We start from the raw sequence: 21,420 nt of genomic DNA on the forward strand, positions 1-21,420 counted from the left end.
TTCTGCTTCCGAGGCGCTTTCCCTGCTCTTCGCTGGGAAACTGCCTGATTTTATGTTGCAGAATGACTGAGAGAAAGAATACGCTGAATAGTTACAAAATGATTAACCCTCAGCATGCCACGAATTTCTATTTCGATCAGAACTTCAATCTCGATGCAGTCAAGTTGTTGCCGGGTGAATATTACGTGACGACGCGCGACATGGTGCTGACAACTGTGTTGGGGTCTTGCATCTCGGCTTGCGTATACGATAGTCAAAGCGGCATCGGGGGCATGAATCATTTTATGTTGCCGGCCGGCAAGGACGATAACGGCATGCAGCTGCCTTCTGCCCGTTTCGGGGATTACGCAATGGATGCACTGATCGGGGAAATTCTCAAAAGCGGGGCGCGCAAAGCCAATCTGGTGGCGAAAGTGTTTGGTGGTGGCAATGTGCAACGTGCCATGATTTCTTCCAAAATCGGTTCGCAAAACGCCAAATTTGTCCGTGCCTATCTTGCTGAGCATGACATCCGCATTCTGGCTGAGGATCTGGTGGGTCTCAATCCACGCAAAATCTATTTTTTTCCTAGAAGTGGCAAAGTCTTGATGAAAAAGCTGTATGTCTTGCATAACGATTCGATCGTGCAGCGCGAACAGCGTTACAACCGGCTGTTGCAGACGCTCTCGGAAATGGAAGTCATTCCTAACAATAAAGAGGAAGTTCATGGATAAAATCAGCGTGCTGGTCGTCGACGATTCCGCGCTCATTCGTAAATTATTGACGGATATCATTAACAGCCAGCCGGACATGGAAGTGATCGGGGCGGCACCCGATCCAGTGGCTGCGCGTGAAATGATCCGCACATTGAATCCGGATGTGCTGACACTGGATATCGAGATGCCGAAAATGGACGGGCTGGAATTTCTGGAAAAGCTGATGCGGTTGCGGCCGATGCCGGTGGTGATGGTATCCACCTTGACGGAACAGGGATCGGAAGCCACCTTGCGCGCACTGGAGCTGGGCGCGGTGGATTTTGTCGCCAAGCCGAAAATGGATATTCGCCATGGCCTGGAAGCCTATGCCGATGAAATAGCGAACAAGATCCGGGTGGCGCGTGCAGCCAGAATCCGGCGTCCGGATACAGTTGCCAGCAACCGCAGTCGTGACGCTTCCGAGAGTTTGCCTGCTGTATTCAAGCGTCATGGCATGTCGACCGAAAAACTGATCATCGTGGGGGCGTCCACAGGCGGGACCGAAGCGATCAAGGATTTCATGATCGACCTGCCGCCGGATTGCCCGGGCATCCTGATCGCCCAGCATATGCCGGAAACCTTTACCCGCACCTTTGCCGAGCGCCTGGACCGGCTTTGTAAAATTCAGGTTGCAGAAGCACAGGGCGGGGAGCGTGTATTGCCTGGTCATGCCTATATCGCACCCGGCCACTCACATCTTTTACTCAAGAAAAGCGGCGCAAATTATGTAACTGAATTGAGTCAGGCCGATCCTGTCAATCGCCATCGTCCGTCGGTGGATGTGCTGTTCCGCTCGGCCGCCCAGTATGCCGGCAAGAATGCCGTCGGCGTGATCCTGACCGGCATGGGCAAGGATGGCGCAGCAGGCATGCTTGCGATGCGTCAGGCCGGTGCCTACAACCTGGCACAGGATGAGGCCAGCTGTGTCGTGTTCGGCATGCCCAGAGAGGCGATTGCAGTGGGCGCGGTCGATGAAGTCGTGCCGTTGAAGGACATGGCAAAACGTGTGTTGACGGCTTTGTCCGGCATGGGTAAGCAGGCGATACGCGTATAGACATCCCTCCAGGCATTCGGCGCTGGTTTGAAGCATCTGGATGGCTGCGGCCAGTTGGATCTCGCTATCGTTGTCTCAGATGTGCTTGCGAACCATCCGGTGCGCGAGTGGCGCTATGTTGTAAAGAAAGTTAAGATGGTTCTCTCTGCAACAGAAAAGGACAGAATCATGCGTTTGGAAGCATCACAAATTGATCATGGTGAGCAACAACTGCCCTGGGCCAAGCGGGGCTGGCTTGCCTCGGAGGACTACTATGCTTTCTGGGGAGCGGTGCTAGCCGGTGACGATTTGCGTGCCCGAATGGATGGCCGGCAGGTTGCCGATATCGGCGCGGGCAATGGCCGTATCTGGCAAGCAGCGCTGGAACAGGGACTGGAGCCGGATGGATTGCGCTTGATCGATCCCGATCTGGGAGTGGTGCCCGAGCTGGCTGCCAGGCCGAATGTGCTCGCCCAAAAAAACGCACTGGAGGAGGTGGCGCCAGTGACGGCCGATGTGGCCCTGTTCAAGCAATCCTTCCATCTGATTTACAATAAGTTCGGATCAGAAATGTTTGATCTGGTGCAGGCCGATACTTATCTGACTTTTGCCATGCCGAAAGAGATCGAGTGGCCAGCAAGCGAAGCCTTCATGGGTTTGTATCGTCCGACCTATCTCGATTACCACCAGATCATTGAAGAAAGCGGCAAGACAGTGGTCGAGGAAAATTGCTATGAATATGCTGTGCAAATGGCGCGTAGCGAATGGATCGCGATGCTCGAGCACCGCTTCGTCAGCTGCCTGGCCGAGTGTGATGAGAGGTTCATTGCCGATGAGATCGACTGGGCAATGCACAATCTTCCCGAGGAGTTGGTATTCAACGATACACTCGAATGCCTGGTCTTCGAATAACGCGCGGCGGGGTTGGATCGGGTCGGCCTGCTCTGCCATTGGTTTGAATCAACCACGAATTAACACGAATGCACACGAATTGATTGAGTGGTGATATTCACATCGGTTGGATTTTGTCATGCAGCAGGGCAAGGGCATGACAACCGGTCTGATTGCGGGTGAAACGCAGCCTGGTAGGGTGCACTTGTGCACCGCCAAACATCCGGCCTACAGCCGCCAGCCACCACGCAGAAAAAACCGGTGCATAAGTATCTACGGGTCGGCCTGCTCTGCCATTGGTTTGAATCAACCACGAATTAACACGAATGCACACGAATGATTGAGTGGTGATATTTACATCGGTTGAATTTTGTCATGCAGCAGGGCAAGGGTGTGACAACCGGTCTGATTACGGGTGAAACACAGCCGGGGCGGTTTTCGTTATTCGTGTCCATTCGTGTGCATTCGTGGTTTCAATGAATATGACGTTGAAGAAATGGGCCTGAAAAGGAAATTTCCAAACAGCTTCCTCGCGTCAGCCAGGCGCTCCCACCATTATCTTGACTTCATCCACCGAGGTGCGCAGCAGTTCGCTGATTGCGGTCAGATCGCCGTGTAACTTTTCATTGTCCCAGCCATGTGCCGCATGACGTGCCAGGTCCACCGCAAGTCGTACATTGCGTACCCGTGGCTGAGCGGAGCTTGCGTCATCCATCAATGTGATCAGCAGCGCCGGTAATGACCACTCCGCCACAAGCCTGGATTGCAGGTCATTGAGCGCAAAGCCGAATACCTGCTCCTGAGCAGTGCGCCGGTGGGCGGCCGGATCCTGGAGGTTGGTATCAAGCGCCAGCATTCTGGCTGGTGAGAAGCACCATAGCAACAGTTCCGTGATGTCATGCAGCAGGGCAGCTGTGCGGATTTCCTCAAAGTGGATATCCTGGAGATGAATGGCCCATTCGAGGGCATAATTGGAAGCGACATGCGCCCGGTGTACCCGGTGCAGCAATTGCACCAGCGCGCTGGGGTGAGCGTGCAATACGGTTTCCACCAGTGGTTTGGTGGCGATGTGATCGAGAGCGTTCTCCACGCCCAGCATCATTAACGCTTGCTCGACCTGCATCACTTCATGTTCCTGCCGCTGGTGCTTCTGTTGCTGCAGATAGCGCAGCAGCTCGGTCATCATTAAAGGGTCCTGCTTGATGATGACGGCCACGTCGCGTACCCCAGGCGTGGCGGCCTGCGCGCGCAGTGCCGTCAGACTGCGCATGGTTTTGCGCAGCACCGGAATCTCTGCGTTGCTCAGAAACCGGGCCCATTCAGTCAGATTTTCAGGATCGGCTGGCATGATCAGGCTTTCGTGCATGTTTGCCAAAAAGCCCAACTTGGAATTTGGTGAGTGACACGCGTCACGCGCCGGTGCAGGGAAAAACAGCTGCCGATTTTTCGCATCGCAGTATCCTGATTCTGTCAAATAGAAGTCATATATGTAGTCATGGCTACGACAGCCGCTTGCCTACCCAATCTTCCTTATTATGCAGATGCCAGGCCAAGCCTAATGCCAGAATTGCATGCTTTATAAGGGGTTATTCATCAAATTAACCTGGGTTGAATGGGGCTAGGCTATTTGTCACTTTTCCCGGCTCCGGGTTTGCCAGCAATTATTCCAGGCGGCAGTTACGTCCGTATCGAGACAGAGAACTATGCAACGTACCGACGAAACCAGGCTGATCCCTCCAATCAGATCGGGTGAGCAGACATTGCCTCTGTCGCCGGCGGGTATATTCATAGTCGTATCCGTTTACTTCTTGCTCGCACTTTTAAGCGCGGCCTTCGATATACCTGATAGTTGCAATTTGCTTGAAAGCCTGTCCGCTGGCCTGGCGTTTGTTGCCCTGGTGGCTTGGGGGGTGCGATTGGTTCCCTATCTCTGGATAGCAGCGTTCATCACCGGGCTGTTCCATTATTCGGAAGGCAGTCTCAGCGGTGGGCTGGACAGTACCGTTTTGCTGACGGCATTGTTCACCTCTGCCGGGACAATCATGCAGGCGCTGTTCGGCAGGTGCCTGGTGATGCCGCTGCTGAGACAGGCGACACCCTTCGTCAGCGTGACCGGGACCGCGCGCTTTCTCTTTCTGGCGGGGCCGGTTGCCTGTCTGGTTTCAGCTTCGGTCACCACAATCGTTTTATATCAATTGCATGACTTGCCGGGTTCCGATCTGCTTGCAACCTGGGTTACCGGTTATGTGCATGATACGATCGGGGTATCGCTGCTGGCCCCGGTAATATTGATCCGGTTCTGTGACGATGCCCAGGGTGGTTGGCATCGGCGTATCGCTATCGCGGTGGTGCTGCTGTTTGGGATCTCGATCCTGCTATTGGGGGGGATTTATTTATTCAATCGCAGCGAAGCACAAAATGCACGAGCGGTGTTCGAAGACAATGCCACCGAACTTTCTCACCAGATCAGAAAGACCATTTATAACAGCGAGGACCGGCTGCGTGCCATCAGCGGCCTGGTCAGAAGCAGCAGGCTGGTGACAGCCTCCGAGTTCGCCACCTTTAACCATTCTTTTACACTGCCACCCGGGGTCAGGGTCTTGACCTGGGCGCCGCGTGAAGCGGCAGGCACATATGTTCATCGGCATATTTATCCCGAGCACGACGGCGCTTCTCTGTATGGCATCAATCTTGCCACACATATTCCTGCCAGCACATTGCTAAGCGCAGAGAAGACGGGCCTCAAAGCAATGGCGGCCAGTCTAACTGAACAGCATGCTCCGGTCTGGTGGATGATTTATCCTGTTTATAGCGGTGATGACGGCTTCCAGGGAAAGATGAAGTCTGATGAGACACTGCTTGGCTTTGCCGTGGCTAAAATTGAAATGCAGCAGTTTTTTGCCAGTTTCATCGATAAAGCCAGTCACTTTAACATTGCGTTCCACATCGAAGGTATCGCGACCTGGCATCCATCAGCGTCGATGATCGCACACAAGGTACCCGCCGATGTTGCGCCCGATTATTTGTATCAGTTATACGAAGGATTCGCCGGTTCTGGCCTGCAGTTTGCGATGTGGGATCTCAACGCATTGCAACCGGGCTGGACCCCAGGTTCGACGCTATTGCTTTTGCTCAGTACGCTGATCATGCTGCTGGCCAGCGGGTATGCGTTGAATACATTGGGTTATGGACTGCATCTCCAACAGTTGGTCAGGCGGCGGACAGCTGAAATCCGGCTGCAAAATGCAGAAACCAATGCGCTGGTGGAGTACCTGAAAGATGTCGCGATCACTTTCAATGACGACGGCCTGATACACTCGGTCAATCCTGCCGTCAGAAAAACATTTGGATACAGCCCGGCGGAGCTGATCGGTGCCAATATTTCGCTGATCATACCAGAGTTGGAATGCAGCCCGGCGAGATGCTGCCTGCGTGAAAAGCCCTATCTTTTTGGGATGGGGCGCGAGGCACAGGGCCGGCATCAGAATGGAGAATATTTTCCGATTCAGCTGACGCTGAGCGAATACCGCATCGAAGGGAATCAGTATTTTTCCGGTACATTGCGCGATCTGCGCGAGCAGAAGCGCATGATGCTCGATCTTGAAATCGCGCGCGACAAGGCAGAAGCGGCCAATCAGGCGAAATCGAATTTTCTGGCGATGATGAGCCATGAAATTCGCACCCCCATGAATGGTGTGATCGGCATGCTGGATGTGCTGTCGCAAACCTATTTGCGAGAGGAACAGGTGGAGATGGTTGAGCTCATCCGGGAATCCGCACATGCCCTACTCGGAATCATCAATGACATACTCGATTTTTCCAAGATCGAGGTCGGTAAGTTGTCTCTTACACTCGAACCGATTTCGGTTGAGGCTGTGACGGAGAAAGTCTGTGCTTTGCTGGATCATATGGCAGAGCAAGCGAAAGTGCAGCTTACCTTGTTCACTGATCCGAAGATCCCCGCTCAATTGCAAGGCGATGCGCTGCGAGTCAGTCAGATTCTTTACAATCTCGTCAACAATGCCATCAAGTTTTCCAGCAAACAGCTGCGTCCGGGGCATGTGGCTGTGCGGGTCACACTTGCCGCTGAAGAGGAGAACCGGGTATGGATAGATTTTACCGTGGTGGATAATGGCATCGGGATGGACGAAACTGTTCAGGCGCGCTTGTTCCAGCCCTTTGAACAAGGCGAGTCTTCCACTACCAGGCGTTTTGGTGGTACCGGACTGGGCATGAGCATCAGTCAGCGCTTGGCCGATATGATGGGCGGGCGGATCACCCTTCAGAGTCAACCGGATCAAGGCAGCACATTCATTGTCCGGGTGCCTTTCGCACGCTTGCCGACCGTCCAGAAAGCCGGAACATCAGCTGCTGTCATCCAGAATGCCGGTTCCCCATCGCTAGCTGAATTGAATTGTCTGATAATCAGCGATGATGCTGCCTTGGCCGACGATCTTGCATGTTATTTATCTCATGCCGGTGCGCGGGTTCAGCAGGTCGAGCATATCGAGTCGGCTCGGGCGCATCGCTTGGCGGATGCCAATCATGTATGGATATGGCGGCCTGATACAGACAGCATGGCTGCGCCTGGCGCGTTGCGCGAGATGGTAACCCGGGATTCGGATTCAGCCGTGCGCATGATCATTCTCAGTCGTGGCCGGCGTCGAATCCCCAGGCAGATAGGAGAAAATATTTTTCTGATCGATGCCAATGTGCTGACACGGAGCAGCCTGTTGCGCACTGTGGCCATTGCTGCCGATGTGATCAAAGCCGAGCAACGGCAGGATGATATCGGAGCCTTGCGCAAAAGGGCGGCAGCGCCTTCCTATAACCAGTCGCTTCACTTTGATAAACCGCTGTTGGTCGCTGAAGATAATGCAATCAACCAGAAAGTGATTATGCGGCAGCTCGCCTTGCTGGGTGTCGAAGCCGAGATGGCCGAAAATGGACAGGAAGCACTCGAGCGCTGGCAGCAAGGCGATTTCGCGTTGTTACTGACCGATGTGCATATGCCGCTTATGGATGGCTACGCCCTGAGTGCTGCCATCCGTGCGGAAGAGGCGCGCACAGACCGCGGCCATCTGCCGATCATTGCACTGACTGCCAATGTCTTGCAAGGGGAAATTGACCATTGCAAGGCGGCAGGCATGGACGACTATCTTGCCAAACCCGTGCAGCTCGCTGTCCTGCAAAAGATGTTGCAGAAATGGCAGACCTCAAGCGAAAAGGATGGAGATGAATAAACAAGCGGTGAATGTCAGTTTATTGCAGGAACTGGTCGGGGATGATCAGGTGGTGATCGACGAGATTCTGCGGGAGTTTCATGCCATGCTGGCGAGCATTCAAAATGATTTGTATGAGGCTTGTAAGACCGGGCAATGCGACCGGGCGTGCGCACTTGCGCATAAACTGAAATCATCGGCGCGCAGTGTCGGTGCACTGAATCTTGGTGCCTGGTGTGAACAGATCGAGCAAGCCGGCAGAAATGGCCAAACCGGCGTACTGCATGAGCTGCTCGTGGGATTTGAACATGAGCTAGCGGCTGTCGAGAGCTGGTTGGCTCATTGGCTCGGAATCGATTGAAGGAGCCCTGTGCCAAATTGCCGTTATTGGGGCAACCACGAATGCACACCAATATACACGAATGATTGAGCGGTAACGTTCACATGGGTTGAGCCTGGTAGGGTGCACTTGTGCACCATAAATACTTGTGCAAGCAACCTGTCCGGGCAGAGATGGCGGGGGTGCCGATGGTTCTGGATGGCCACGGCCCTGCGGGCCTCGCCAAGACGGTGGTTGGGCTGGGGCAGCGACCATTCTGTGCCGCCTTGCTAGGAGGCTGTCCGGGAATAGACTGAGGAGTCGCTCATAAATAACTGTAACATTTGGATCGCATCTGGCGGGCGCACTGCGGCGTTACTCGTCGTCGCCATAGCCTTGCTATGACTCCTCCTCTCGCCTTGCATTGCATCCCGCCAGACGCGCCCAATTGTCACACTTATTCCTTCACGACTCCTGTTTATTCGTGTGCATTCGTGGTTTGGGCCGTAGGGTGCGCTCGCGCACCATCAAATACCCGGCCTACAGCAGCCAGCCGCCATACAGCAAAAGCCGGTGCACGAGTGCACCCTACGGGGCGGCCTGCTCCGCTATTAGTTTGAATTAACCACAAATTAACACGAATACACACGAATGATTGAGTGGTGACGTCCACATGGGGTGAATTTTGTCATGCAATAGGGCAAAGGCGTGACAAACCGGTCTGATTATGGATGAAATCTAGGAGGCTGTCCGAGAATAGACTGATCTACTGCGGACGAACCTGCCAGGCTGGATTTTTCGATCCTTTTCGTTGAATAGAACCACTATTCGCCTCAAATGATCAGAAAATCCCGCTCAGCCAGCTTCGCCCTCGCTACGATCGCTATTCTCTCTCGGACAGCCTTAGGCACTTGTATTCTGATAGGGGCTGACAGCGCCACCTGTCCCGGCAAAAGCCGGCGATGGCAGGTGGCGCAGCTTTGGATGGGAGGGTGTGCCAATCAAGCTGCCGGGGTGGCAGGCTGATCGGTTTCAGTGGCTTGCTCGGCGGCTGCCTCTGTTCCCTCTTGATGACCGGAAGGGTCGGTGAACTGATCGTTCAGTGTCTGGATAAAGTCATTCGCATCTTCCTTGACCTCGGCAAGAATGCGCTGATTGGTTCCATTCCAGCCAGCGGGTTTCTTCAGAAACATGGGGCGGTAGCCTGCGGTGCTTTTGCTGAACGCCTGGCTGATCTGCCTGTAGGCAGTATGATCATGCCCATATTCGTCCGGCAGCGTGCTCAATATGCTGCGCGCCACCTTGCCGCGTATGGAAAGATGAATATAGCCCGCCAACCCCACGAATAGGGCAGCTCCAAACAGGGAAGAAGGCTCTGCTGCGGTGATGCTGGTGATGCATTGTTGCAGCAGATGCCAACTATCCGTCAGCGTCAATGTTGTGCCAGCCAGCACCAATAGCAGACCGAACAAGATGCTGTCGAACAGAAACACCCGGCTGCGCCAGCGGTCGAGCAGGCTTTCGAGCTTGGTGATTACTTGGTGTTCGATGGCATCGGCAGTTTGCTCAAGCATGGCTGCGATCCGGTAGGAACGCTCGATTTCGATTTGCTGCATGCGCGCACCGATGTCCGACAGGTCTTCCTCCCGTTTTTTCTCGAAGCGTTCCCGTATTTGTGGATCATCGATGGGAATGGCTGCATCCTTGTCGTAGATCCGGTAGAAACGTCCGGCAAGCAGTCCTGCTTGCGCGAGTGACCGTTGCCAGGCGGAAACGACTTCCTCGGGATTGTCCTCTTTGGCCGTGACATCGATCTGATTCAGGATATAGAGGAATTTGTTGGCATCCGGACGGTTGATGGTTGAGGTGACCAGATATTCGAGCGTGTCATGCATCGCCCCGGGTTCAGGGTGGCGCGCATCGAAGAAAACCAGCACCAGGTCGGATAAATCGATGATGTGCTGCGTCAGGCGCAGGGTGGAGGTGCGCTGCCTGTCGGCATCGAAGCCCGGTGAATCAATCAGGATCTTGCCACGGATTTTTTCCGATGGGCAGGTCTTGAGTTGAATATAGGCATCGATTCGCTGTGGTCCGGCTTCCGCGATTTCCTCGATGCTGTGGCTGATTTGATAGAACGGAAAGCGTGGATCCGCATCCAGTGCCACCCCTGGCAGCGTTTTGATCTCATCGTGACGGCTGTAGCAAATGACGGTGAATTTGTCGTCGACAGCCTGGTTGCCGGTGCGCTGCAGGTGCATGCCCAGATAGGAATTGATAAAGGTCGATTTGCCTGATGAGAACGTGCCCAGCACGGCTATCATCGGCCACCAGGTGACATAAGTGGCGTAAGACTCGTCCCGCCCCAGCAGTCCAAGATCCTGGGCAACCCGGTCCAGATTCCGGAAGCTGTGCACGGCCCTGGCCAGGACCGGATTCTCGGGATGTTCTTCCGCGAGATGCTTTTCCAGATTGGCGAGGTGCTTGACGATGTTAGATGCGCTCATATTTTAAAATCCTTGTTTGGTTGATGGATACTTTGCAAAATCCGGTTCCGTGCGCAAGCCACGTAATGGCCTTACGCGGCTTTCCTTTCATTTCACCTGATCCGGAAACTGGATTGTTTGCAGGCCTCCCTGTGCTGAAAAACTTGTGGACAGTAATAAGCCTGATTCTACTACTTTTTTGGGTTAATTCTATTGCGCCGGCAATGGCTTGACAATGAGCAGGATGCGTTGAGCATAACCGCATGGCTGCCGGCACAAATGTATTGCCTGATTGTGCGGAAATGAGTTGTTCGATGTCTACCGAATTTCGGCCAATAATCGTGCCATCATCGCTTCCGCCTGGCGTAAATAATGCCCTCCGAACAGGTTCAGGTGGTTGAGAATATGATACAGGTTGTAGAGCTGTTTGCGGGTGCGATAGCCAGCTTCCAGCGGCCAACTCTCCCGGTAGGCGGCATAGAAATCGTTTGAAAACCCGCCAAATAATTCGGTCATGGCCAGATCGGCCTCCCGGTCACCATAATAAATGGCGGGGTCAAATATGACCGGTTGCCCACTGGCGTCAAAAGCATAATTGCCGCGCCACAAATCGCCATGCAGCAGGGAAGGGCGCGGCCCGGGTTCCGTGAAGAAATGCGGGCAGCCATCGATGAGTTGTTCGCCCAGTGATTGCAAGCGACCACCATAGCCGTTCGCCTGGGCAAGATTTAATTGGAAGGCGAGACGCTGCTGGCGCCAGAATGCGATCCAGTCTGATGTTTGTTGGTTGATTTGTGGGCTCGAGCCGATGGTGTTGTCGCGTCCCCAACCGTATTTGTCCGAAGTATGGCGATGCATCCTGGCCAGACCGGTTCCCAATGCGGCATCATCCCCCTGTTCCCGAAGATCGAGAAATTCCAGTATCAGCCAGGCATGATCCTCCCCGCAACCGCTGCCCAAGGGTTGCGGTGCATGCAGTGCTGCGGCATGGCAGATCTCCTCCAGCCCTGCTGCCTCGGCCTCGAACATGGGCAAGTATTGCGCCTGATTGAGCTTGACGAAAAACTGCTGGTCTGCGCTCTGTATGCGGTAGGCGCGGTTGATGCACCCTCCGCCAACCGGTGTAATCTGCTGCGCGGCAAACGTCCGGCCTGTCTGCTCGGAAATCTGCGCCATGATGGCCGGCCAGGGTGAGACGGAGAGGGGATCCAATGAATGCCGTTTCATGCTTGGGCTGGCAAGGTGATTTCAGGAGCTGAGGCGATGACGCACGGGCTGGCTTGGGGATGTGTTTGCATAACTAGTCGTTATCTCTGGATCCAAGCGCTTCTCTCGCCTGACTGATCGCCAGCCGGACCTGCCTGGGCGCAGTGCCGCCGGGATGATCACGGCTCTGGAGTGAGCCTTCGAGCGTCAACACCTGGAACACATCGGTTTCAATCACGTTGGAGAATTGATGCAATTCAGCCAGGGAAAGATCACTCAGGTCGCACCGCTTGTTTTCCGCGAAACGAACGGCTTGCGCCACGATTTCATGCGCATCCCGGAACGGCACGCCCTTCTTGACCAGATAATCGGCCAGATCGGTTGCGGTGGCGTAGCCACGCAGGGCGGCCTGGCGCATCGCTGCCTGATTGACGTGCAGGCCGGTGAGCATGTCCGCATAGATGCGCAGTGTGTCCCGCAAGGTATCGACCGTGTCAAACAGCGGTTCCTTGTCTTCCTGATTGTCCTTGTTATAGGCCAGTGGCTGCGATTTCATGAGCGTGAGCAGCGCGACCAAATGGCCATTGATGCGGCCAGTTTTGCCGCGCACCAGTTCGGGTACGTCCGGATTTTTCTTTTGCGGCATGATGGAGGAACCGGTGCAGAAGCGGTCGGCGAGCTGGATGAAACCGAATGCCGGGCTCATCCATAGGATCAGCTCTTCCGACAAGCGCGAAAGATGTGTCATCAGCAGTGCCGCGCAGGCACAGAATTCGATTGCAAAATCACGATCGGAAACCGCATCCAGTGAATTGCGGCAGATGCCGTCAAACCCCAGCTCGCGCGCCACGCTTGCGCGGTCGATTGGGTAACTTGTGCCGGCCAGGGCGGCTGCGCCCAGTGGCAGCTGGTTGACGCGCTTTCTGCAATCCTGCAGGCGCTGCGTATCCCGTTGCAGCATTTCCTGATAGGCCAGCAGGTGGTGCCCGAAGGCGATCGGCTGGGCGACCTGCAGATGGGTAAAGCCGGGCATGATCGTGTCGGCGTGTTGCTCTGCCAGATCCAGCAAGGCGTGCTGCAGGGCCCGGATCAGGCCGATGATGTCGTCGATCGCTGCGCGCAGATAAAGCCGGATATCCGTTGCCACCTGATCGTTGCGTGAGCGGGCGGTATGCAGTTTCTTGCCGGCGTCTCCCACCAGCGCGGTCAACCGCTGTTCGATATTCAGATGGACATCCTCCCGTTCGAGCTGCCAGTCAAACACACCCTTTTCGATTTCATCGCGGATTTGCGCCATGCCTTTCTCGATCGCTGCGAGATCGGCGGCGGAGATGTTGCCCGTGGCCGCCAGCATGCGTGCATGCGCCAAAGATCCCTGAATGTCATATTCGGCCAGCTTGTGGTCGAATCCGACCGAGGCCGTATAACGTTGCACCAATTCCGAAACCGGTTCGTTGAAGCGTCCCGACCAGGTTTTATTGTCTTTTTCCACGACAGTGTAGCTCTCCCTGTTTAAAAATTTCATCTCCGTTTTCCTGGGGGATGTGCGCCACCTCCACGACGATAGGGCGTGGCGGGTTCCACCGAAGAAAACCAGATCAATAAATGTTATGCCTATGAGAGCATTCAGATGATCGTGGCGGGGTCTCTGAATGCATCACTAACGTTTCATTTGCGCAGCTCGCCGCCATGCCCGATAACAGCCTGCCGCCAGACAGAGATGCGAGGAAGCGTTACGTTGAAACGGTTATTTTACTCGTAACTTGGCAAGTTTCAGTATGGAATGGGTATAAATTGCAACACATTTTTCCGTTATGCCCTAAATATTGGCCAGCCCGCTTTCACTTGGAAAAGGAATGGTGGATAATTAGCGCCTTTCATTCGTGTCACTCATTAAAGGAGCAATGTATGTCGGATCAACACACGCAGAACGAGGGCGATCAATCCAAAGAGAAGATCGAATGGACCAAGCCCGCATCATTATTCAACATTCTAAGCAATAAATTCGCACCGCTTGCTGACATTCAGCACAAGCAGCTGCCAATGTGGTCAATTCTGGTGTTTTTGGGCGTATTGCTGCTGGTCATTGCCTGGAAGCAGATCGCGGTCAACCAGGCTGAGTCGCGCTTGGAAAGAGGGCAGGCTGAGCTGGCCCAGCAGCTCGACATGGAGCGCAAGGTGCTGACCAAAAAAGCGCGCGAATATGCTGACAGTCAGTATAAAAAAGAAGAAGAGCGTTTCGGGCAAGTGCTGGCCTGGGCTGTCCGTGGTGAGTTGATTCGCAACAACCTGGATCAAATCGATCAGTATTTGACCGAGCTGGTCAAAACCAAGGATACGGAGCGGGTGGTACTGATCAGCGAGGAGGGCAAGTTGCTGGTGTCCACGGATAAAAGACTGGAAGACGAAGAAGCCGCCAGCGTTTATCCTAAAGATGTGCTCAATCAACGCAAAATCACTCTCAAATCAGATGTTGACGGCAAGAAGATACTGATTGTGCCGGTCATGGGCCTTAACCAACGTCTGGCCACCGTCGTCATCAGCTACAACCCACCGCCATTGCTGGACAACAATTAATTTTATCCTGCGGATGAATGGTGTATAAGCCCCCGGAATTCCCGGGGGCTTTTTCTTGGTACGCCCGGCACCGGCGCCCATTCATGGCTCTAGCAATTAACCACGAATGGACACGAATACACACTAATAATGAAAGCCACTTCGATTGCGTTTCGACCGTAATTTAGCCGGTTATCACGTATTCACTCCGCCACATGACAAAACTCAACCCATGTGAATATCACCATTCAATCATTCGTGTCCATTCGTGGTTGTCTAGGTAAGGCCCATGGGGCGGACTTTCAGGCAAAGGTATTGATGATGCCTTCGTGCCTGACCGAGAGCTGGCGCGTGGCAGGCTGGCTGCTGGAATCATCGGAAAAATCAGGGGTTGTCTGGCGTGGTGGGGTCTGGTGATGACCATTGTCCGCGTGCTGCTGGGAGGTCTGCGCGCTGACCGAGGTGTCGGTCAGCGTGATCCCGCTTTCGGCCATCATTTCCCGTAATCTGGGTAGGTTGGCCTCGATCGCTTCGCGGACTGCGGCATGGTGTGAGGCAAACTGTGCCGACACTTGTTGCGCGCCTTGTTCACCCGACAGTTGCAGCATGATTTCAATCGGTCCGAGATGGGCTGGATGGAGTTTCAACTCTGCGGATTGCAATCGCTGAGTGGCGATCCAGGTTATTTTCTGGCCAAATTCATTTGGCCTGGCGGGGCTGTCAAACGCAGTGGCGACTGGAACGCTGACGGCTGCTGGGGGTGCGGCAGAAGAAGTGCCTAACGGCGAGGGTGTAACAGGGCCGCTCATGCCAGCTGCCGGTGGGGTTGAAGGCGGCAAGATTTTGCCGCTATCGGCAAAAATTGCCGCAGTGGTGCTTTGATCCGGATGGCTGCCATAAGTCGTGAAGCTGGTGCTCTCTGCCTGTCCGGTTGCTTGCCCGACATGGGTCAATACCGGCGGCTGAGCAAGTTTCTGGGGTAGCGCAGCCAGCGACGATAGGTTGTCGGTTAGGGAGGGCGTAACAGGTGCGTCGGTTTTGTCCGGCCCGGCCTGTTCGGTTCCGGTGATTGTGCGGATTAACAGCGCCGGCAGCGCTGCAAACGCAGGTTCGGCCAGCGCTTCCTGTGTGAGGGATGCCATGTCTGCAATCTCTGCCGCAATCGGTGCTTCCATCATGGCAATGGGATCGGCCGTCTCCGGATCATCTCCCCGCAGCAAGCTTTCGACCAATGTTCTAGTCAGCACACTGTCAAATTGCTGGCCGGACAATGGATCGGCCGCAGCCAGGGGGGTGAGCGTGGGTGCGTTCGGCGATTCGCCTGGCAGGGTCGGCAGATTCGGAAGAGTGGGTAAATTGAGCATGGCTATCCTTAGAGTATTCTATTTGCTTTAAAACAAGCAATTTTCATGCCATGAATAAAAAAATACTGATCCATGGTCGGATGATTGTCAGGGCGTTCAGCGTGACCGCGAACGGTGGCTGATTCCATTGGTGGTGTGCTCGTCCTGCTGGCGCTGTTCCTGCTTGGAGAGTTGTGCCGCATGATCAAGTTGATGGCGTTGGGCAAGCGTGCCATAGGATTTCAAGCGGCGGCGATGGGCATGAAACTCGGCGTGGCCGGCTGCGGTATGTTGCAGTGAGCGCGCAACCACTTTTTGCTGTTCACCTATGGCGGTATCGAGTTTGCCGATGAACGCCTGATAATTGCGCCATTCGACCGGGTCGATGCCGTCCTCCGCCGATGCCATGATCCGGTTCTGATAGCTGCGGCGGTAATCGACCAGCAGCTTCAGGGTTTTTTCCGATTCCTGCTGTTTGAGATTCAGCCTGGCCAGCTTGGTTGCGGAATCATCCAGCTGCTGTTGGGCATGTTCGAGCAGTCGCTTGAGTGAATGAAGAGTGGCCATAATGCAAGCATCCTAAGTCGTCAGTGGGAGGGCATAAAATTTTTGCATGCTGTCCGCGTGGCTTTCCTGTTCGAACATACCTTGCCGCAGGAATGATTCGAGTGCGGGATACAGTTTGATGGCTTGGTCCAGCTGCGGGTCGCTGCCAGCGACATATGCGCCGACGCTGATCAAGTCATGATTGCGCTGATAGCGGGCGTACAGCCCCTTGAATCGTTGCGCCCAGTCAATTTGCTTGGGCGGGGCCAGATTCGCCATGACCCGGCTGATGGAGGATTCAATATCGATGGCGGGGTAGTGGCCGGCATCGGCCAATTGCCGGGAAAGCACGATGTGCCCATCGAGAATCGCGCGTGCATTGTCGGCGATCGGGTCGTTGGGATCATCGTTCTCGGTCAGAATGGTATAAAAAGCGGTGATCGAGCCGCTGGCAGGCCGGCCGTTCCCGGCGCGCTCCACCAATTGCGGCAAGCGGGCAAAGACCGAGGGTGGATAGCCCTTGGTGGCAGGCGGTTCGCCGATGGCGAGCGAGATCTCACGCTGCGCCATGGCGAAGCGTGTCAGTGAATCCATGATCAGCAGCACATGCTTGCCTTCATCCCGGAAATATTCGGCGATGGCCGTGGCATAGGCGGCGCCTTGCAGGCGCAACAGCGGGGAAGTGTCGGCCGGCGCGGCGACCACCACCGATCGCGCCAGGCCCTGCGGCCCGAGAATGTTTTCGATGAATTCCTTGACCTCACGGCCGCGTTCGCCGATCAATGCCACGACGATGACATCGGCGCTGGTGTAGCGTGCCATCATGCCGAGCAAAACGCTTTTGCCGACCCCGCTGCCGGCAAACAAGCCCATGCGCTGGCCGCGTCCGACGCTGAGCAGGGTGTTGATGGCGCGCACGCCGACATCGAGTGTGTGCTCGATGGGCGCGCGCTCCAAGGGATTGAAGGGGCGGCTGTAAAGCGGCACACTCTGTTCGCAATGGAGCGGACCAAGCGAATCGAGCGGTTCACCCGTCCCATCCAGCACCCGGCCGAGCAGTGCCGGACCAACATGGATATGTTTGGCGCGATCGGCCGCGCGCCGTCTTGGGTGCTGCCTGACGCCGATGCGGGGAGGCGTGCCGATATATTCCGCCGGAATGACTTTCGCGCCTGGCGCGAGGCCGTAGACATCACTGGAGGGCATCAGAAACAATCGTTCGCCCGAGAAGCCAACCACTTCTGCCATGACAGGGTGACCATTCTGGAGCAGCACGGTACAACTGGTGCCTACCGCCAGCTTGAGCCCGGTCGCCTCCATCACCAGACCGGCTACGCGGGTCAGCGTGCCGCTGACCAGGTGAGGGTGGACCGCTTCAGCCAGGTGCCGGCAGCTCTGAATGAAATCGAGCCAGCGTGCGGTATGGTCGGATGCGTGAGCGTTTGTCATACCAGCCAGTCGGGTGTTTTGCCCAGTGGGGCGAGCACCCGCTGCCAGCGGGTGGGCAGGGTGGCATCCACCTCACAGCCAGCGGATTCCATGCGGCAACCGCCGGGTGCCACATGCGCATCCTCGACAATCCGCCATTTCGCATGCGACAGATGGCGCGTGAGATGTTCGCGCACCAGCGCCGCATCATCGGGATGCAGCGCAATGTGCAGAGAACGCGACTGGGCCGGCAGCTGCTGCAGCGCCTCTTCAACGATAGTCAGCAAGTATTCCGGTTTGACTTGCAGCGCCCGTCCCACCATCTTTCTGGCCAGTTCGATCGATAAGGTCAGCAAATCCTGCGCAACGGTTTCATCCATTTTGTGCAGCGCCTGTTCGAAAGCGCTCAACAGTGTCTGGAGTCGCTCAACTTCCGCCTCGATCTCTTGCACGGCTTGCGCCTTGCCCGCCTGATAGCCTTCCAGCATGCCTTCCTCCCGGGCCTGCTGATAGATTTGTTCGATTTGCTCGGCAGTGGGCAAGGCAGGCGTGTCTGCCTGGGGTTTGGCGGCCTCGGGTGCTTCAGGCGCTGCCGAGGCTGCGGGCGCTGCCGGTGTTTCCTGGGGGGATGGCGGAGGAGCTGGTTGCGCCGGTTCAGGGTGTTGCCGGTTTTCGGGCGACTCCAGATCGCCTATTTCCCATTTTTCCCAGGCAGTGAGTGTTTTCTTTGGAATGACGGCGGCTGCGTTCATGTGTCTATCCTCGATGAATGCGGGCGGTGAAGCGTTGTATCAAATCATGTGTGAAATTAAATGGCATGTCTGGGATGCGGCAGCAGCCGTTCTCAGACATAGCCATCCTCAACCTTTTTGCCGAGCGTGACGCGCCCATCGTCGGCGAGTTGACGCAGGGTCTTGAGAATGAGTTTCTGTTCGGCCTCGACTTCGGAAATGCGCACGGGGCCCTTCATTTCCAGATCTTCACGCAGCATCTCGGCAGCCCGTTGCGACATGTTCTTGAAGATCTTGGCGCGCAAATCCTCCTTGGCGCCCTTGAGGGCGGTGATGAGGGTATCGGATTGAATTTCCCTAAGCAGCAGCTGGATATCCGGGTCGTCGACATCCATCAGATCGTCGAAGACGAACATTTCATCCATGATTCTTTGCGCCATTTCCTCATCGTATTGCATGAAGTTTTCCATGATGCTTTCTTCCAGAGAGGTCGGCATGAAATTCAGGATTTCCGCAGTGGTGCGAATGCCGCCCATGCGCGGTTTCTTGATATTGTCGTTGCCCGAGAGTAATTGACTCAGTACACCATTCAATTCGCGCAACGCGGCCGGCTGCACACTGTCGAGCGTGGCGATGCGCAGCAGGACATCGTTGCGCAGCCGTTCCGAGAACAGGGCGAGAATCGCGCTGGATTGATCGCGTTCCAGATGCACCAGAATGGTCGCGATGATCTGCGGATGTTCATGCCTGATCAATTCCATCGTGGCCGCTGCGTCCATCCACTTGAGACTTTCGATCCCGGTCGTGTCGCCGCCCTGGTTGATGCGGTCAAGCAGATTGGCCGCCTTGTCCTCGCCCAGCGCCTTGGTCAGGACCTTGCGCAAGTAATCGGCGGAATCATGGCCAAGCGACGTTTTTTCACTCGCCAGCTCAAAGAATTCTTCGAGGACGCCGGCTATCTTGTCGCGCCGAACATCATTCAGCTTGGCCATGGCTTCGCTCAGTTTTTGAACTTCCTTGGGCGCCAGGTAGCGGAAAACCTGGGAGGCTTCCTCTTCTCCCAGAGACATCAGCAGGATTGCGCTTTTGAGTACGCCTTCATTGTCCATTGCCAGATACCCATCCTTTTACGACGTTGGCTACGATGGCCGGTTCTTTGGCCGCCAGCAGCTTGGCTTTCTGCAGATTCTCTTCGTATGCTTCTTCCTTGGCGGCAGCCAGAGCCAGCAGTTCCGGCTGGGCGGCTTCCTCCTCATCGGTCAGCACTGCGACTTGCGAGGGGGGCGGTGGCGGCAGCAATGTTTTCAGGAAGGGCTGCAGGATTTTGTGCAGGAAGTATAGAAAAATAGCGGCGATCAGCAATTGCTTGCCGATTTCCTTGGCCAGCTGAATGGTTTCCGGTTGCTGCCAGAACGGCAATTCTTCCAGCATGTCATCCGCTTGCAGGCTGAACTGACTGTTGGTCACCGTCAGGGTATCGCCGCGGGGCGCATCGAAACCGATCGCTTGCTTGACCAGATCAGTGATTTTCTCGATTTCGCCGGCTGGCAGCGGTTCATTGATCAACTGCCCTTCTTCATCCAGACGGCTGCGATAATTGACCACGACCGCCGCCGATAATCGATTGATGCGGCCGCTCGACTGGCGGGTGTGGGAAATGGCTTTATCCACTTCATAATTGGTGGTCGATTCCTTGCGGGTATCGGTTGGAATGGTCTGATCGGCGGCCTCACCGTCTTCTTCGCTCAGCTCGATAGGCGCTTGCGCCGGGGCAGGCGGACGGTTGGAAAGCGCGCCGGGCACGCCGCCGTCGGGCTGCGAAATCGAGACCGATTCGGATTTCTGCTGGCTGCGGATGGCAGCGTTTTCCGACGCGCTGTTGTTCGGCCGGTAGCTTTCCTCGGCCCGTTCGATCCGGGAGAAATCAACATCCGCCGTGACTTGCGCATGCACGTTGGGCGCGCCGGTGATCGGCGTCAGGATGGCCTCGATGCGGCGCGCAAAATTTTGTTCGAGATCCCGCACATATTTGAGCTGGGTGGCGTCCAGTCCGCTGTCCGGATCATCGTTCTTTTTACCACTCAGCAGATTGCCCTGTTGATCGACCACGGTCACATTCCTGACCGGAAGATTGGGAATACTGCTGGAAACCAGATGGACAATGGCGTCCACTTGTTCGGCACCGAGCGCCCGCCCCGGATAGAGATTGAGCAATACCGAGACGCTGGGTGGCTGGCGATCGCGGGTAAACACGGTGGGCTTGGCAATGGCCAGATGCACCCGTGCACTCTGTACGGCCGACAGCGATTGGATGGAGCGGGACAGTTCACCCTCCAGCGCCCGGTGATAATTGACCTGTTCCAGAAACTGGCTGGAGCCAAATTTCTGGTTTTCGAGGATTTCAAAACCGGCCAGGCCACCTTTGGGCAATCCCTGGCTGGCCAGGCGCAAGCGTACTTCATGCACCTGATCACTCGGAATCAGAATCGCTTCACCACCAGCCGAGATTTGGTAGGGAATATGCATTTGCTGCAGCACCTCGATGATGGCGCCGCCATCCTGATCGGAGACATTGGAATATAGCACGCGGTAATCCGGTGCCTGGCTCCAGATCCAGGTGCCCGCGAACAGCGCGATGACGCTGGCCGCGGCCACCATCAAGCCAAGTTTTTGTTGTGCCGATAATTGTCTGATTCTGTCGAGCGGACTGCTCGGCTGATCCGGACTGTCCGGCTGGGTGCTCGGCTGAGTGTTCGCCTCTGTTTCTTTGGGGGCCGTCGCCACGAAACTTTCTCCTGCTTAACTGATTCTGTCCGAAGGATGTTGCTGACCAGCCGGGACCGTCACATGCCGATCGCGGAAAGGCCGGGTGGATATCAGGATTATCAGGCTATTCGTGCATACTAAACGCTTGAATAAGGCGAATTT

Annotated in this window: 17 protein-coding genes; 7 read left to right on the forward strand and 10 right to left on the reverse strand. The window is 55.5% G+C overall.

The features are described 5' to 3' along the window. Positions 1-98 precede the first annotated feature (98 nt). The 3 genes from cheD to BLV85_RS09325 all read left to right on the forward strand — a co-directional run bounded on the left by cheD (position 99) and on the right by BLV85_RS09325 (position 2,679). Entirely contained in the window at positions 99-713 is a 615-nt protein-coding gene (gene cheD / locus BLV85_RS09315) for a chemoreceptor glutamine deamidase CheD (RefSeq protein ID WP_090414594.1), read from the forward strand. Continuing rightward, complete coding sequence (locus BLV85_RS09320) at positions 706-1,788, forward strand: protein-glutamate methylesterase/protein-glutamine glutaminase (protein ID WP_090414553.1); 1,083 nt, start codon at positions 706-708, stop codon at positions 1,786-1,788. The genes cheD and BLV85_RS09320 overlap by 8 nt, the downstream gene beginning before the upstream one ends. 168 nt (positions 1,789-1,956) lie before the next feature. Next, positions 1,957-2,679 (forward strand): hypothetical protein, encoded by a 723-nt coding sequence (locus BLV85_RS09325; protein ID WP_143032322.1) that lies wholly within the window; start codon positions 1,957-1,959, stop codon positions 2,677-2,679. 514 nt (positions 2,680-3,193) lie between these two features. On the opposite strand, the gene BLV85_RS09335 is transcribed toward BLV85_RS09325, so the two are convergent. Beyond that, a complete protein-coding gene (locus BLV85_RS09335; RefSeq protein WP_245725155.1) occupies positions 3,194-4,024 on the reverse strand; it encodes an HDOD domain-containing protein in 831 nt (276 codons plus the stop codon). A gap of 337 nt (positions 4,025-4,361) precedes the next feature. Between BLV85_RS09335 and BLV85_RS09340 the strand changes: the two genes are divergently transcribed. The 3 genes from BLV85_RS09340 to BLV85_RS15220 all read left to right on the forward strand — a co-directional run bounded on the left by BLV85_RS09340 (position 4,362) and on the right by BLV85_RS15220 (position 8,516). Continuing rightward, a complete protein-coding gene (locus BLV85_RS09340) occupies positions 4,362-7,901 on the forward strand; it encodes an ATP-binding protein (protein ID WP_090414560.1) in 3,540 nt (1,179 codons plus the stop codon). Next, entirely contained in the window at positions 7,894-8,241 is a 348-nt protein-coding gene (locus BLV85_RS09345) for an Hpt domain-containing protein (protein ID WP_176973997.1), read from the forward strand. Before BLV85_RS09340 ends, BLV85_RS09345 begins: the two co-directional genes overlap by 8 nt. Positions 8,242-8,351: 110 nt before the next feature. Beyond that, a complete protein-coding gene (locus BLV85_RS15220) occupies positions 8,352-8,516 on the forward strand; it encodes a hypothetical protein (RefSeq protein ID WP_176973998.1) in 165 nt (54 codons plus the stop codon). 684 nt (positions 8,517-9,200) lie between these two features. Here the strand turns inward: BLV85_RS15220 and BLV85_RS09350 are convergent. The 3 genes from BLV85_RS09350 to argH form a co-directional block, all read right to left on the reverse strand. Then, positions 9,201-10,703, reverse strand: coding sequence for a dynamin family protein (locus BLV85_RS09350; protein ID WP_090414565.1), 1,503 nt, complete (start codon positions 10,701-10,703; stop codon positions 9,201-9,203). 297 nt (positions 10,704-11,000) lie between these two features. Beyond that, entirely contained in the window at positions 11,001-11,909 is a 909-nt protein-coding gene (locus tag BLV85_RS09355) for a fructosamine kinase family protein (RefSeq protein ID WP_090414567.1), read from the reverse strand. A gap of 73 nt (positions 11,910-11,982) precedes the next feature. Beyond that, entirely contained in the window at positions 11,983-13,413 is a 1,431-nt protein-coding gene (gene argH / locus BLV85_RS09360; RefSeq protein ID WP_090414569.1) for an argininosuccinate lyase, read from the reverse strand. A gap of 383 nt (positions 13,414-13,796) precedes the next feature. On the opposite strand from argH, the gene BLV85_RS09365 reads away from it, so the two are divergent. Then, positions 13,797-14,465 (forward strand): hypothetical protein, encoded by a 669-nt coding sequence (locus tag BLV85_RS09365; RefSeq protein ID WP_090414571.1) that lies wholly within the window; start codon positions 13,797-13,799, stop codon positions 14,463-14,465. Between the two features lie 281 nt (positions 14,466-14,746). Here the strand turns inward: BLV85_RS09365 and BLV85_RS09370 are convergent, their stop codons facing one another. The 6 genes from BLV85_RS09370 to fliF all read right to left on the reverse strand — a co-directional run bounded on the left by BLV85_RS09370 (position 14,747) and on the right by fliF (position 21,276). Further along, the gene (locus tag BLV85_RS09370; protein WP_090414574.1) at positions 14,747-15,808 is read right to left on the reverse strand and encodes a flagellar hook-length control protein FliK; all 1,062 of its coding nucleotides are present in this window, start codon (positions 15,806-15,808) and stop codon (positions 14,747-14,749) included. A gap of 96 nt (positions 15,809-15,904) precedes the next feature. Beyond that, positions 15,905-16,354, reverse strand: a complete 450-nt coding sequence (gene fliJ / locus BLV85_RS09375) for a flagellar export protein FliJ (protein ID WP_090414576.1) — start codon at positions 16,352-16,354, stop codon at positions 15,905-15,907. Between the two features lie 12 nt (positions 16,355-16,366). Then, the gene (fliI, locus tag BLV85_RS09380; protein WP_090414578.1) at positions 16,367-17,782 is read right to left on the reverse strand and encodes a flagellar protein export ATPase FliI; all 1,416 of its coding nucleotides are present in this window, start codon (positions 17,780-17,782) and stop codon (positions 16,367-16,369) included. Beyond that, positions 17,779-18,513: a flagellar assembly protein FliH gene (locus BLV85_RS09385; RefSeq protein ID WP_090414579.1), complete on the reverse strand. Its 735-nt coding sequence runs from the start codon at positions 18,511-18,513 to the stop codon at positions 17,779-17,781. The genes fliI and BLV85_RS09385 overlap by 4 nt, the downstream gene beginning before the upstream one ends. Positions 18,514-18,605: 92 nt before the next feature. After that, entirely contained in the window at positions 18,606-19,601 is a 996-nt protein-coding gene (gene fliG / locus BLV85_RS09390) for a flagellar motor switch protein FliG (RefSeq protein WP_090414581.1), read from the reverse strand. Then, positions 19,591-21,276: a flagellar basal-body MS-ring/collar protein FliF gene (gene fliF / locus BLV85_RS09395; protein WP_090414583.1), complete on the reverse strand. Its 1,686-nt coding sequence runs from the start codon at positions 21,274-21,276 to the stop codon at positions 19,591-19,593. The genes fliG and fliF overlap by 11 nt, the downstream gene beginning before the upstream one ends. Between the last annotated feature and the right edge of the window lie 144 nt (positions 21,277-21,420).

It is taken from the genome of Nitrosomonas halophila, from assembly GCF_900107165.1.
Taxonomy (GTDB): Bacteria; Pseudomonadota; Gammaproteobacteria; order Burkholderiales; family Nitrosomonadaceae; genus Nitrosomonas; species Nitrosomonas halophila.